Origin of the sequence: Paraburkholderia sp. EG304, from assembly GCF_046543485.1 — a bacterium.
Classification (GTDB): Bacteria; Pseudomonadota; Gammaproteobacteria; order Burkholderiales; family Burkholderiaceae; genus Paraburkholderia; species Paraburkholderia youngii.
In genome coordinates this window covers 48,971-61,919 of record NZ_JBKGUA010000027.1, presented here as the reverse complement: position 1 = coordinate 61,919, position 12,949 = coordinate 48,971, and the positions used below count along the sequence as shown (strand labels likewise).

The 12,949-nt window shown below is 63.5% G+C and carries 12 protein-coding genes; 6 read left to right on the top strand and 6 right to left on the bottom strand.

Annotation, left to right across the window (positions count from 1 at the left end):
* Window positions 1-5 precede the first annotated feature (5 nt).
* Window positions 6-3,074 carry a peptidase domain-containing ABC transporter gene (locus ACLFKU_RS27250; protein WP_410851145.1) on the top strand — a complete coding sequence of 1,023 codons (3,069 nt, stop codon included), beginning with the start codon at window positions 6-8 and terminating at the stop codon, window positions 3,072-3,074.
* A complete protein-coding gene (locus tag ACLFKU_RS27245; RefSeq protein WP_368582951.1) occupies window positions 3,071-4,426 on the top strand; it encodes a sigma-54 interaction domain-containing protein in 1,356 nt (451 codons plus the stop codon). The genes ACLFKU_RS27250 and ACLFKU_RS27245 overlap by 4 nt, the downstream gene beginning before the upstream one ends.
* Before the next feature lie 56 nt (window positions 4,427-4,482).
* Here the strand turns inward: ACLFKU_RS27245 and ACLFKU_RS27240 are convergent, their stop codons facing one another.
* Both ACLFKU_RS27240 and ACLFKU_RS27235 read right to left on the bottom strand, forming a co-directional pair.
* Window positions 4,483-5,253, bottom strand: coding sequence for a PP2C family protein-serine/threonine phosphatase (locus ACLFKU_RS27240; RefSeq protein WP_368582949.1), 771 nt, complete (start codon window positions 5,251-5,253; stop codon window positions 4,483-4,485).
* Between the two features lie 5 nt (window positions 5,254-5,258).
* Window positions 5,259-5,546 (bottom strand): hypothetical protein, encoded by a 288-nt coding sequence (locus ACLFKU_RS27235; RefSeq protein ID WP_013092508.1) that lies wholly within the window; start codon window positions 5,544-5,546, stop codon window positions 5,259-5,261.
* Window positions 5,547-5,996: 450 nt separating this feature from the next.
* Here ACLFKU_RS27235 and ACLFKU_RS27230 point away from each other — a divergent pair, with 450 nt between their 5' ends.
* Both ACLFKU_RS27230 and ACLFKU_RS27225 read left to right on the top strand, forming a co-directional pair.
* Complete coding sequence (locus ACLFKU_RS27230) at window positions 5,997-6,518, top strand: lecithin retinol acyltransferase family protein (RefSeq protein WP_410851144.1); 522 nt, start codon at window positions 5,997-5,999, stop codon at window positions 6,516-6,518.
* Between the two features lie 40 nt (window positions 6,519-6,558).
* Window positions 6,559-6,810, top strand: coding sequence for a hypothetical protein (locus ACLFKU_RS27225; protein ID WP_410851143.1), 252 nt, complete (start codon window positions 6,559-6,561; stop codon window positions 6,808-6,810).
* Between the two features lie 4 nt (window positions 6,811-6,814).
* Here the strand turns inward: ACLFKU_RS27225 and ACLFKU_RS27220 are convergent, their stop codons facing one another.
* Complete coding sequence (locus ACLFKU_RS27220; protein ID WP_368582945.1) at window positions 6,815-7,693, bottom strand: LysR family transcriptional regulator; 879 nt, start codon at window positions 7,691-7,693, stop codon at window positions 6,815-6,817.
* Between the two features lie 341 nt (window positions 7,694-8,034).
* Here ACLFKU_RS27220 and ACLFKU_RS27215 point away from each other — a divergent pair, with 341 nt between their 5' ends.
* Window positions 8,035-8,526, top strand: coding sequence for a DUF4126 family protein (locus ACLFKU_RS27215; protein ID WP_368582943.1), 492 nt, complete (start codon window positions 8,035-8,037; stop codon window positions 8,524-8,526).
* Window positions 8,527-8,598: 72 nt separating this feature from the next.
* Here the strand turns inward: ACLFKU_RS27215 and tehA are convergent, their stop codons facing one another.
* From tehA to ACLFKU_RS27200, 3 genes are all read right to left on the bottom strand, one after another.
* Complete coding sequence (gene tehA, locus ACLFKU_RS27210) at window positions 8,599-9,624, bottom strand: dicarboxylate transporter/tellurite-resistance protein TehA (protein WP_410851142.1); 1,026 nt, start codon at window positions 9,622-9,624, stop codon at window positions 8,599-8,601.
* Window positions 9,625-9,802: 178 nt separating this feature from the next.
* On the bottom strand, window positions 9,803-10,153 hold the full coding sequence (locus tag ACLFKU_RS27205; protein ID WP_368582940.1) for a response regulator: 351 nt from the start codon (window positions 10,151-10,153) through the stop codon (window positions 9,803-9,805).
* Window positions 10,154-10,158: 5 nt separating this feature from the next.
* On the bottom strand, window positions 10,159-11,679 hold the full coding sequence (locus tag ACLFKU_RS27200) for an RAD55 family ATPase (RefSeq protein WP_368582939.1): 1,521 nt from the start codon (window positions 11,677-11,679) through the stop codon (window positions 10,159-10,161).
* A gap of 214 nt (window positions 11,680-11,893) precedes the next feature.
* On the opposite strand from ACLFKU_RS27200, the gene ACLFKU_RS27195 reads away from it, so the two are divergent.
* Window positions 11,894-12,946, top strand: coding sequence for a phytoene/squalene synthase family protein (locus ACLFKU_RS27195; protein ID WP_410851141.1), 1,053 nt, complete (start codon window positions 11,894-11,896; stop codon window positions 12,944-12,946).
* Window positions 12,947-12,949 lie beyond the last annotated feature (3 nt).

Genomic DNA, 12,949 nt, shown 5'->3' with positions numbered 1-12,949 from the left:
GATACATGGACGCCCCCCAGACCGCGCCATCCGCGCCCTCCACCGCCGAATTTCTCGCTTCGGTGGAGATCCTGTCGCCATTCTCACGCGACGAATTGGAGCGGCTTGCCGAATACGCGCAGGCAAAGTTCTATTCGTTTGGCGAGACGGTGTGCTCGGCTGGCGAAGTGGCCGATGGTCTCTATGTGATCCGCTCGGGCACGGTGCGTATCTTTACCGAGGAGCACGGCAAGGAAACCAGCATGGGCGTACGCAAGTCGGGCGAGATCTTTGCCGACATTGCGATGTTGCGCTCGTACGTTCACGAAGCGTCGGTACGGTCGTCGGGCAAGACCGAAGTGCTGTTCATTCCGCGCAGCGCGATCGAACCGGTGATGGCGGCCAACGCCGCGGCATTGGCGTTCGTCGCCAGCTATGTCGCGATCAATTCGGCTGGGGGCTTCGTCGCGCAGCTGTTCGATCTGCGCGGCAAGCTGAACAAGGCGGAACTCGAAGAGTATGTGCGCAGCGTCGGCGCGAAACGGGTGGCGGCCGGCAAGGAGATTCTGAAACAGGACGGCCGCGAGGACCGGCGGCTTTATGTGGTGCGGCAAGGCCAGGTGCGCATCGTGCGGCACGAGGAGGGTCACGACTACACGCTCGCGACGCTCGGCGAAGGCGAGATCTTCGGCGAGAAGGCGTGCCTGATGCGCCAGGAACAGATGGCATCGGTGGTTGCGACCACCGACACGCGGCTGCTGGTGATCCCCGAGCGCACCGTTCATTTCATTCTCGAACGCAATCCGAAACTGCGCGAAGTACTCGACGAGCGCATCCGCTACGGCGACCGCGAATTGCAGCGCCAAAAGCGGCTCGAACAGCGGCGCAAGCTGCCGTTGATGCTGGACCTGCAGAGCAAGCCGGAACTCGGCGAGAAGATCATCCGGCGTTTCGCGCTCGTCGAGCAGGCCGAGGAAATGGATTGCGGCGCCGCGTGTCTCGCGATGATCTGCCGCCATTACGGCATTCCGATGACGCTCGGCAAACTGCGCGAACTCGCGAACGTGACGACGCAGGGTGCGACGCTCGACAGCCTCGCGCGCGCGGGCGAGTCGCTCGGCTTCACGACGCGCGGCGTCCAATGCACGTTCGATTCGCTGCGCGGCTTCGATTTGCCGTTCATCGTGCATTGGGAGGGTTACCACTATGTGATCGTGTACGGACTGTCGAAAGAGTATGTCTGGGTGGCGGACCCCGCACTCGGTTTCAGAAAGCTGAGCGTCGAAGACTTCGAACGCGGCTGGAGCGGCACCTGTTTGTTGTTTACCGGCGGATCGCAGCTGCTGCAGATGTCGGCCGAGCGCTCGCCTTGGATTCGTTTTGTCGGATACCTGAAGCCGTACCGCAAGATACTCGGCTATCTGTTTCTGGCGACCTTCGTGATCCAGGTGCTCGGCGTGATTCCCCCGCTGATCATTCAGAACATTCTCGACGGTGTGATCGTGCATCAGAACGTCAGTCTGCTGCATATGCTGATCGGCGGGCTCATCATTTCCAACATCTTCACGCAGCTGATGTCGACGATACGCGCGTATCTGGCGAACTTCATGGTCCGCAACATGGACTTCGCGATGATGTCGCAGTTCTTCAAGCATACGTTGTCGCTGCCGTTCTCGTTCTTCGCGAAGCGCAAGACCGGCGATATCTTCGCGCGCTTTCAGGAGAACCAGACGATTCGCGCGTTCCTGACCGAATCCACCGTGACGACCGCGCTCAATCTGCTGATGATCTTCATCTACTTCACGATCATGTTCGTGTACAACGTGAAGATGACGCTGGTGTTGATCGCATTCGTGATTCCGATCATGGGACTCACGGTGATCGCGACGCCGAAGATCAAGAGCTATGCGCGCGAGGTGTTCACAGCGTCGACCGAGGCGAAGTCGTTTTTGATGGAGGCGCTCTCCGGCGTCGAGACCGTCAAGGGCATGGGCATCGAGCGGCCGGTGCGCTTGCGCTGGGAGAAGAAGTACGCAAAGGCGCTCGAATTGCAGTATCGCGCGCACGCATTCAATATTCTGGTCAGCTTCGGCAGTCAATTGCTGAATGCGGCCACGACGATTGCGATTCTTTGGGTCGGCGCGAATCTGGTACTCGCACGCGAATTGACGATCGGCCAGCTGATCGCGTTCAATGCCTTCATGGGCAGCGTATTGAGTCCGCTGATGGGTCTGGTCGGCTTGTGGAGCATGCTCAACGATGCGGGTGTCGCGATGGAACGGCTCGGCGATGTGCTCGATATCGAGCCCGAACAGAAGCCGCAGGATTTGCCTTCCCGCGTAATGCTGCCGGAGCTGCAAGGCGAAATCAGCCTGCAAGGCGTCTATTTCCGCTATGGCGAAGAGGATTCCGCTTATGTGCTCGAGAACATCAGCTTCGATATCAAGCCCGGTGAACTGGTCGCGATCGTCGGGCGCAGCGGCTCGGGCAAGACCACGCTCGCGAAGCTGCTGGTCGGGTTCTATCAGCCGAGCGAAGGGAAAATGACGATCGACGGTTACGACTCCGGCGTGATCGACAAGGCTTACTTCCGCGCGCAAATCGGCTACGTGATGCAGAGCAATCTGCTGTTCTCGGGCACGATAGCCGAGAACATCGCGAGCGGCGACGACGCGCCGGACCGCCGGCGTATCGAGGAGGTCGCGAAAATGGCCGACGCGCATGGCTTCATCAGCAAGATGCCGCTCGGCTATGAACAGGTCGTCGGCGAGCGCGGCATCGGCTTGTCGGGTGGTCAGATCCAGCGGCTGTGCATTGCGCGCGCGCTTTATCACGATCCGCGTCTGCTCGTGTTCGACGAGGCGACATCGGCGCTCGACTCGCAATCGGAAAGCAATATTCTCGGTAATATGCACGACATCCTGAAGGGTCGCACGGCGGTGATCATCGCGCATCGGCTCAGCACGATCATGCGCGCGGACAAGATTCTGGTGCTGTATGAAGGCGCGATCGTCGAACAGGGCCGTCACGAGGAGCTGATCCAGCGCGGCGGCATGTACTATCAGCTCGTGCAGAAACAGTTGAGTGCATCATGATGAAGATACTCGACCAGATTGAAGAGGCGAGTCCCGCAATATCGTACGCGGGACTGATCGAGCGGATCGAGATCCTGCGCTCCACGTTGCGCTGGTCGTCGCGGCTCGAACGCGCCGATATCGACAAGCTGCTCAGGCAGGCCACGTCGTTGCGCGACGAAGTGATGCAGCTTTCGCACAAGGAGCGCTTCGTGCAGGCGGCTACCGCTGGCGAGCCGCAGGCGAGCGCGGAGCAATCGCGCGGTGCGCGACGCAAGGCGCTACTGGAACGCAGCTTTATTTTCGAGGGCACGTTCGGCGACAATCCGCGGCTGCTCGAATCGCTTGAAATTGCGGAAAAAGCCGCGCCGACCGATTTGCCGGTGCTGATCGATGGAGAGAGCGGCACCGGCAAGGAACTGATGGCGAAGGTGATTCACGCGAATGGCGCGCGTGCGGACAAGCCGTTCATTTCGGTGAACTGCGGCGCGATTCCGGACAATCTGCTGGAGTCGGAACTGTTCGGGCATCGCAAGGGCGCATTTACCGGCGCGTCGAACGACCGCAAGGGCAAATTCGAAAGCGCGCATACGGGCACGATCTTTCTCGACGAAATCGGCGAGTTGCCGCTCGCGGGCCAGGTCAAGCTGCTGCGCGTGCTCGAAGCGCACGAGATTCAACGCGTTGGTTCCGACGAAACGATTGCGGTCGATACGCGCATCGTCGCGGCGACCAACCGCAATCTGCGCAAGCTCAGCGAAGAAGGCCGGTTTCGCGAGGATCTGTTCTACCGGCTCAGCGTGATTCATGTCACGCTGCCGCCGCTGCGCGAACGGCGCGACGAAATTCCGTTGCTGATTGCGTGGTTCGGCGACGAAGCGGCGGGCACGCTGAAACGCCGGCCGGTCAGATTGACGCCGCGTTTGCGCGACTTTCTATTGAGCTACTCGTATCCGGGCAATATCCGCGAATTGCGCAACGTGATGTACCGCATCTCATGCCTGGCTGCAGATATGGCCGACGTCGAGCATTTGCCGCTCGATATGCGACCGGCCGCGCCCGGTTCAGCTGCGGCGCAGGCGGAGGGCGGCCAGGCGAGCGGCGAGCAGCCGATCAGTGTCGCGAATCTGATGTCGTTGAGCGACGCGAAGCGGGCGGCCAGCGACGACGCCGAGAAAGCGTTTCTCGAACGCGGACTGCGTGAAGTCAGCGGGACCGTCGCCGAGCTGGCGCGGCGCATCGATATGAATCGCTCGCACTTGCAGATGCTGCTGAAAAAGCACGGCCTGCACTCGAAGGATTTCCGCAATCGCAATGCGCCGCCCACCAAAAACGGCACGAACGAGCGCGATGAGGAAGACGACGAAGGCTGAGTGAAGGATCACTGAAGAACCAATGGAGGCTCGCTGAAACGCGTGCCTGAAGACCTTCAAGGCGCCGGATTCAGCAAGGTCTTGTCCGCCGCATTCGGGTCTTGCGCTTCCACGACCACTGCCGTGATGTTGTCGCGTCCGCCGCGCGCGAGCGCGAGGTCGACCAGTTCGCAACATGCGTTTTCGCGCTCCGCCGAAGTCAGCACGCCGGCGATCTCGTCGTCGCTCAGTTCGTTGCTCAGACCGTCGCTGCACAACAGGAACACGTCGCCGTCGGCGACTTCGATCGCGTCGTCGTCGAGTTCGAGCAGGTCGGTTGCGCCGACCGCGCGCGTGATCATGTGTTGCGCCGGATGATTGCGTGCTTCTTCGTCGGTGATGACGCCGAGCGAGCGCAGCTCCTCGACCTGGCTGTGATCGCGCGTCAGTTGCCGCAACTGTCCGTCGCGGTACAGGTAGATGCGGCTGTCGCCGGCCCACACGTAGCCGCAGAAGCGATCGCAGGCAAGCAGCACGACCACGGTGCTGCCGATGCGCTGCACCTGGCGGCGCGCGGCTTCATCGCGCAATTGGCGGTTCGCGAATTGCAGACGCGCGCGCGCATCGGCGATCAGCATTCTGAGGCCGTGCGGCGCCGCCAGTTGAGTCAATGCGTCGATCACGGTGCGGCTGGCAACATCGCCGACCGCGTGACCGCCCATCCCATCGGCGACAGCCCAGCGTCCCGCCTCGGGATCGTCGAGGTAGGCATCTTCGTTGATTTCGCGGACCCGCCCCGTGTCGGAACGCGCGGACGACGTCCAGCGAAATTGGCTCTCGCAGGTCACAACGGCTACACCATCTCGTTTCGGTTGCGTGCGTCCGGAGACACGGTGAGGGTTGCGTTCGCGCCGGTGTTGCGTACGTCGACCGACTGGAACTGGTTGATCATCTGGTTAGCATAGAAGTTGTTGGAGACCTCGTACAGATTGACCACCGGCCCAATGCTAGGCGTTTGCGGCACGTACGGCTGAATCCAGCCATAGATCCATGGCGCGCCGCCGCCACCGCGGATCGCCGCCATCGCTTTGCGATCGAGCGCGAGGTTCAGCGAGAGGTCGTTCAATTTGATGCAGGACATGTCGTTCTCCGGTTGGCCGCGTTTGCAATGCGCGCGGCTGAATGGACCCTGCACACGCTGGTGCAAAGGCCATGCCAATCGGGGGCGGATTCGGCGCGAACCCGGCAGCGCCTTGACTGGCGTGCGCTGCGCGGCTTTTCCACGAATCCGGCCGACACAATCGGTCGGCTCCCGGCCAACAAGCGTCCATTTAAATAGGTGTAGGACCCAACACATTCAGGCGGGTCCTCTTACGTTTTCCATTCACGTTAATTAGCGCGCCACACCGCTCGCAAATGAGCGTTGCACGCCAACAGATCGGCGCGATTTCTGTTGGTCTCTTACTGACATCTGTCTGTTCAGAAAACCGCTCGATCGGCCGCGAAGCCCGTGAACACGGGCTTTCCGGCAGCTGGCCCAGATGATGCAAAAGCTGTCGCAACAGTGTTGGAAATGCGAACGAGGCCAGCCATGAACACCCAAACGCTCGATACCCGCGACGACGAACCGCAATCCGCAGCCGCTTGCGACACCACCTCATCGACGATCGATCTGCCGATCGGCGCGCATCTGGTTACGCAACGCAATGGCTACGAACATCACGGCATCTATGTCGGCAACGGCCGCGTCGTGCACTACTCGGGCTTTGCGGGGTCCGCGCATCCCGGCCCGGTCGAGGAAGTCGAACTGTCGCGCTTCGCCGCCGGCCATGCGATGTCGGTTCGGGCGACGCCGAGCGCGATCTACGTCGGTGCCGAAGCAGTGCGCCGCGCGCGCTCCCGCCTCGGCGAAAACCGCTATCGCCTGCTGACCAACAACTGCGAACACTTCTGCGCGTGGTGCCTGCTCGGCGAAAGCCGCAGCGAACAGGTGGATTGCTGCCTGCGCCATCCGAGCGCGGGCGTGCGCGCACTGCTGTGCCTCGTGAAGGCGTTTGTCGACAGCGGGGCGAGGAACGATCACCGCGTGGCGCAACTCGCGCAAGTCGCGTGATTGCAGCGCGCCGGGAACGGGACGATTCGAGGAGAACATCATGGTTGCCGCGGAAAAGAGCTTGCACTGGGCCGTCGACAAATGGCTCGCGCCCACGCCGTCGATGCCCGCGCGAGTCGTGCGGTTCTGCCATCGCGCGTCGCAACAGCAACGCTATGTATGCGTGCAGGCGTTGAAGCCGGAAGGATTGCTGTCGATCTTCTTCTTCCGCCACGGCGACGGTTCGTGGAACGTGTTCCCGCCGCAAGCCGAGCGGCCCGCGATGAACGGGCACGGCCGTACGGCCGGGTAAGAAGTCATGCGTGACCTGCCGTGGCCGCTTCCCTGGCGAGCCACTGACTGAACAGCAACATCGCCGGCGTCATCGGCTTGCCCTTCAGGCAGGTCAGCCAGTAGCTGCCCGCTTTCACCTCGACGTCGAACGGGCGCACCAGCCGCCCGGTATTGATCTCCCGTTCGAACATCAACGCGGGCGCGAGGGCGATGCCCGCGCCTTGTATCGCCGCCTCCACCATCAGCCGCGACGAATCGAACACCGGTCCGCGCACCGGACGCGGCGCGATGCCCGCGGCCGCGAACCAGTTCATCCAGTCGTCCATCCGGTACGAGCGCAGCAGCGTTTCGTTGGCGAGATCGTCGGGCCGCGTGAGGCGCGCGGCGATCTCGGGCGTGCAGAGCAGCGCGAGCGGCGCGTCGAGCAGTTTGGTGGCGAGCGAGCCGGGCCAGGTGCCGTCGCCGAAACGGATTGCGAAATCGAGGCCTTCGGTCGCGAGATCGACGAGGTTGTTGTTGGTCAGGAGCCGTAGTTCGACGAATGGATGCGCTTCGCGAAACGACTTCAGGCGCGGCATCAGCCAGCCTACCGCGAACGTGCCGACCACACCGACCGTCAGCACCTCGTGGAAATGCCCGCCGTCGAACTGCTTGAGTACCGCCTCGATACGATCGAACGCGTCGGACAGCACCGGCCGCAGTGCGAGTCCTTCATCGGTCATCGCGAGGCCGCGCGGCAAACGCTTGAATAGCGCGGTGCCGAGCCGCTCCTCCAGCGAGCGGACCTGCTGGCTGACCGCGGCCTGGGTCACGTTCAGCTCTTGCGCGGCGCGCGTGAAGCTCAGATGCCGCGCTGACGACTCGAACGCGCGCAGCGCGTTCAGCGGGAGATACGGTCTCATGGTGCAGATACAAGATTTTCTTGTGAGTGGGCTAACTTATCACCATCGGCCCACTTCGCCGACTCCCTGGCTGTTATTTCGCCAGTCGAATTGTGCGACACTAGGGCCACATCGACGGGGGCAATCGCACGCCCGGCGCCGCGCGAGGCGCGCGGCGCCGCGTCGGCAATCAAGGGCCGGCAACTGTGAGCAACGGTGAATGGCCGCCGCGGGTTGCCTCGATGTAGGTAGTGAGAAGTTGACTGTCCAGATGGAATGCTCGACATGTTCTGCCGACGTTCGTCCAGGTAAGCCGTCGGCTCGTACAACCTTGCATCAGTGCCCTCGATCGGGAGTCCGCTATGTCCGTGTATGTTCTGGCCTTGCTCATCGGCGTCGTCGCCGGCCTTCGCGCGATGATCGCCCCCACCGCCGTCAGCTGGGCAGCGCGCCTGGGATGGCTGCCGCTGCAAGGCACGTCGCTCGCGTTCCTCGGTGCCGCGGCCACGCCGTATATCTTCACCGTGCTGGCGGTCATCGAACTGATCACGGATCAATTGCCCGAAACGCCGAGCCGCAAGGTGCCGCTGCAGTTCGGCGCGCGCGTCGTGCTCGGTGCGCTGAGCGGCGCGGCGATCAGCGGCGCGCATGGCGGCCTTGCGGGCGGCATGATCGTCGGGGTGCTGGGCGCGGTGGTCGGTGCGGTAGGCGCGGTGATCGGCACGCTCGGCGGCGCGAAGGTGCGCAGTTCGCTCGCGAACATGTTCGGACGCGATGCACCCGCGGCGCTGATCGAGGACGTGGTGGCGATTCTCGCCGCTGCGTTGATCGTCGTGTCGATGCACGGCTTCTGATACTCCAAGCACAAACGCGAACGCGGCGGCACGCTCTGCGCGTCGCCGCCGCGTTCGGTCGCTGCCTGCCGCTTATTGAACCCGGGCGATTCGCGCGGCCGGCGCGACTTGCTTGACTGGCGCCGTCGCCGCCGTCGAACCTGCCGCCACCGGCGGGATCAGCTTGCCTTGCACGAGCAACTGAAGCGTCTTCACCACCAGAATCGCGATGATCGCGTTTGCCACCACGAACAGGACCGGCGCCGCGAACTCGATCGGACCGGTCGCGCCGCGTTCGACCAGACGCAGCGCCATCGTCGGCAATGCCGCTACGCCGAAGCTGAACGCCCAATAGCCGGGCACGAACGCCTGCTGGCGAATCCACGGCAGCAAACGCAGCAGCATCAGCGCTTGAAACAGGCCGTAGCCGAGCAGCGCGAAGGCGAACAGATCGGGCGTGCCGCTCGTGAGGCTCAGATACGCGACACCACCGACGACCGGCGGCGCCAGTTGCACGCCGAGGGTCGGGCGCAGCGCTTCGGGCAGCGGTTCATGCACCGCTGCGCGATGCAGGATCATCGATTCGAGCGCGAGCCACGCCAGCATGCCGCCGCCGAAAAACAGCTCGCCCAGTTGATGGAAGCCGAATGCGGCCGAGCTCGTCGCCGCGACGAAACCCGCACCGACCGTCGGCAGATAGATCGCCGGCGTGGTCAGTTCGGGCTTGCGGCCGCCTTGCCACAGCCGGCCATGTAGATAGACACCGAGCCCCAGTTGCGCGACCGCCGCGACGCCGTATAGCGTCAGCGCGAGGGTGTGCGCGTACGGCTGCAGCAGTTGCGCGGCGAGCAGCGTCGAGATCGGCGCGAGCGCGACGAACGACGACTGCACCGGATGGTCCAGTTCGGCGCGCGCGTCGGCGGTCTGCGCGAACCACTTGTGCGCGTAGGCGAACAGAATCACGACCCAGACGGCGAGCGCCGCCACCGTCACCACGCTGCCCGCTATGGCCGGCAAATGCCACAGGCGGATTGCCACGCGCCACAGGTTGGCAAGCGCCAACGAGCCCACCGCGATACTGAAGAAGCCAGCGGGAACCGCCCCACGATTGCTGTTCATGACGACCTCCGGAAGTTGCGTCGCGCTGCGCGTTGCTGGCTATGCGCGATCGATGGCGTACTGTAAAAGGCCTCGGAGATTCGCAGAACGCTGCAAACGCTCGACAAATGGCGCGAGCGTCTCAAGCTGTGTTTTTAGCGGGAAAAGAGGGAGAGAAGGCAGGCAGGGGAGCCTGCCGTCAACCGCCCATGCGCACCAGCATCGCCAGCAGCTGGTCGAACGAAAGCGGCTTGCGCGCGTAGGCGATATGCGGATTGGGCTGCACCGGAATGTCCGACGCGGCGCTGCACAGGATGATCGGAATGTCGCGCAACTCCGGGTCCTCATACAGCGCCGCGCACAACTGGATGCCCGACATGACCGGCATCATGCAATCGGACACGATGATGCCGGGCCGGCTCGAGCGGACCAGTTCGAGCGCGACGGCGCCGTTCGACGCGGTCCGCACCGCATAGCCGTGTCGTTCCAGCAGCAGCCGCCACACCGTGAGGATGTCGAACTCGTCGTCCACCACCAGAATGGTTTTCATGGCGGCTAGGTTTTTCGCCGCGATTGCAGCGTGGCCGACAGGCCCGGCGTCGATTGGATGCCGGCGGCGCCGGGCGAGCCCTCGATCACGTCGAGTCCTTGCGACGAAATCGACAGTTCGCGCAGTGACGTGTCGTGCGCGCTTTCGCGTTGCTTGACCACCGAAATCATGCGCCGCAGTCCTCCTTCTGTCTCGGCGTAGCGCAGCAGCACGAGGTTTTCGGTCAGCGCCGACACCCGCACGGCCTTCGCGTGGCCCGGCTCGCTGTACAGCGGCAGTTCCTCGGTGATGAGCGTCGTGACGGCCGCTTCGCGCAACTGATGCAGCAGTGCATTGAGGAACAGGCCGAAGCGCTCGGTGCGCAACGCCGAATCGCGAAAGCCCTCGACGCCGTCGATCACGATGCGCGTCGCGCCGGTCTGCTTGACGGTGGCGAGCGCTTTCGCCGCGATTTCGTCGATGGCGAGTTCGATCGCCGGCTGCCAATGCACGATCAGACGGCCGTCCTGCCACGCATCGGCAAGCGGAATCGACACCGCTTCGGCTTTGCCGACGAGCCGCTGCGGACCCTCGTAGAAGCCGAGATACACGCAGCGTTCGCCGCGTGCGAGCCCGGCCGCGAGGAACTGCAGGCACAGCAGCGTCTTGCCGACGCCCGACGGGCCGATCAGCGTGGTCGTCGAGCCTTGCGCGAAGCCGCCGCCGAGCAGATTGTCCAGATGCGGCAAGCCGAAGCCGAGCCGTGCTTTCAGATCGACGGGGCCCGGTTGCTGCGCGCAGTGTGCTTCGAGGCGCGGGAACATCAGCAGCCCGCTGCCGGCGATGCGAAAGAAGTGCTTGCCCATCCGGTGATCGCGCGCGCGCATCTTGTGCACTTCGATCTCGCGCGCGCGGCGCATGCCGTCGTGATAGCGGTTCAGCTCGATCAGACCATCCACCAGCGTGTGCTCGGGATGCGGCTCGTTTCCCGACAGCGGCGCGAGCAGCAGCGTCGTGCAGTCCATCGCGGCGACCAGCGCGTTCAGCTCGTGGATGAACTTCGACAGCGACAGCTCGGTTTCGCTGAATTCGCGCGCGCTGCGAAAGCCGTCGATGATCATCAGGCTCGGCCGGTAGTCGTAGATGCTCGACGCGATCAGCTTCAGGAAACCGTCGAGACCGTCCTGCATCAGCTCGTGATAGCCGGACACGAACAGCATCTGCTGCGCGACCGCGGTTTCGTCGAAGAAGCTCAGGCCTTTCAGGTGACCGAGCAGCTTGTCGTGCGATTCGGCGATCAGCGTCATGTACAGCACTTTCTCGCCTTGCCGTACCCGGTGAAAGCCGATCTGGCTCGACAGGATCGTCTTGCCGGCGCCAGCCATGCCCTCCAGCAGATAGACGCCGCCGCTCACCAGACCGCCGCCGAGGATTTCGTCGAAACCAGGCACGCCGGTTTCGACATTGCGTCGGGCCGCGTTAGGCCGGGCCGCGTCAGGTCGCGCCGCGTCAGACAGGCGAGAGGTGTTGGATGCGTCGGTAGTCATTGTCGAAGGGTCTTTCAAAGTGCAAGCGACGGCTGGTCGTGACGGTCCTGTGCTGAACCCCGTCGAGGCAGCAATCGCCGTTCCCGCTTGCGAGCGGCGACGCCTCACGGCCTGAGAGCCCCTTGCACGCGACATGACGGAGAGCACGTATACAATTCGGCAGCGCCTGATTCCCGCGGGCTTTCACCCGCCTATTTGCCAACCAGTCCAACCCATGCCGAATTCGACCCGGGCCTTTCTTCTCGGTCCGCTCCTTAAAGGCGTTTCACGCTCCTTCTATCTGACGCTGCGCGTGCTGCCCATCGGCATGCGCGATCCAATCGGCCTTGCATATTTGCTCGCGCGCGCCGCCGATACCATCGCCGACACCTCGCTGATCGCGCCGGGCCAACGCCTCGAATTGCTGCTTGCGTTGCGCGATCAGGTCAACGGCGTGGCCGTCGATAGCGCGCCGTTCCAGCGCATCGCCGCCGAAGTCGCGGGTCAGCAGACGCAGTCGGATGAAAAGCTGCTGCTCGAATCGTTGAACCCCGCGCTCGACGTGCTCGCGCAACTGAGCGAGTCCGACCGCCACGCGGTGCGCGCAATCGTCACGACGCTGACCGAAGGCATGGAATTCGATTTGCGCACGTTCCCCGACGAACGCTCCGGCCAGATCGCGGCGCTGCGCGAATACGACGAACTCGATCGCTATACGTATCTGGTCGCGGGCTGCGTCGGCGAGTTCTGGACCACGATGACTTACGCGCACATGCCGGGCACGCTGAAGGAACCGCCCGACACGATGACGCAGCGTGGCGTGCGTTTCGGCAAGGCACTGCAGATGACCAACGTGCTGCGCGATTGCGGAAAAGACTTGCGCATCGGCCGCTGCTATCTGCCGCAGAGCATGCTCGAGCGTCACGCTCTAAGCGCGCGCGATCTGCTGCAACCGGCCAATTCGATGCGCGCGCGGCCGCTGCTCGTCGAACTCCTGCGCAAGACGCTCGATCATTTCCGCGCGGCGCTCGACTATACGCTCGCGATTCCGGCGAGCGCGGTGCGCTTGCGGCTCGCCTGCCTGTGGCCGATCCTGATCGGCCTCGACACTTTGCTGCTGCTCGCGGATAACGACGCGTGGCTCGATCCGGCGAAAGTGTCGAAGGTGACGCGCGGTGACGTATATCGGATCATCGCGTCGTCGCTGCTGCTGGTGCCGTCGAATGCTTTGGTGCGCAATGCGATCAATAGCCGCATCGCGCGGATCGAGGCTCGTCTGCAGGCATAAACG

Coding starts and splice junctions, on each gene's coding strand:
- ACLFKU_RS27220 (WP_368582945.1), bottom strand. CDS start 7,693: ATGAGACCGTATCTCCCGCTGAACGCGCTGCGCGCGTTCGAGTCGTCA.
- ACLFKU_RS27245 (WP_368582951.1), top strand. CDS start 3,071: ATGATGAAGATACTCGACCAGATTGAAGAGGCGAGTCCCGCAATATCG.
- ACLFKU_RS27230 (WP_410851144.1), top strand. CDS start 5,997: ATGAACACCCAAACGCTCGATACCCGCGACGACGAACCGCAATCCGCA.
- ACLFKU_RS27200 (WP_368582939.1), bottom strand. CDS start 11,679: ATGACTACCGACGCATCCAACACCTCTCGCCTGTCTGACGCGGCGCGA.
- ACLFKU_RS27205 (WP_368582940.1), bottom strand. CDS start 10,153: ATGAAAACCATTCTGGTGGTGGACGACGAGTTCGACATCCTCACGGTG.
- ACLFKU_RS27225 (WP_410851143.1), top strand. CDS start 6,559: ATGGTTGCCGCGGAAAAGAGCTTGCACTGGGCCGTCGACAAATGGCTC.
- tehA (WP_410851142.1), bottom strand. CDS start 9,624: ATGAACAGCAATCGTGGGGCGGTTCCCGCTGGCTTCTTCAGTATCGCG.
- ACLFKU_RS27215 (WP_368582943.1), top strand. CDS start 8,035: ATGTCCGTGTATGTTCTGGCCTTGCTCATCGGCGTCGTCGCCGGCCTT.
- ACLFKU_RS27235 (WP_013092508.1), bottom strand. CDS start 5,546: ATGTCCTGCATCAAATTGAACGACCTCTCGCTGAACCTCGCGCTCGAT.
- ACLFKU_RS27250 (WP_410851145.1), top strand. CDS start 6: ATGGACGCCCCCCAGACCGCGCCATCCGCGCCCTCCACCGCCGAATTT.
- ACLFKU_RS27195 (WP_410851141.1), top strand. CDS start 11,894: ATGCCGAATTCGACCCGGGCCTTTCTTCTCGGTCCGCTCCTTAAAGGC.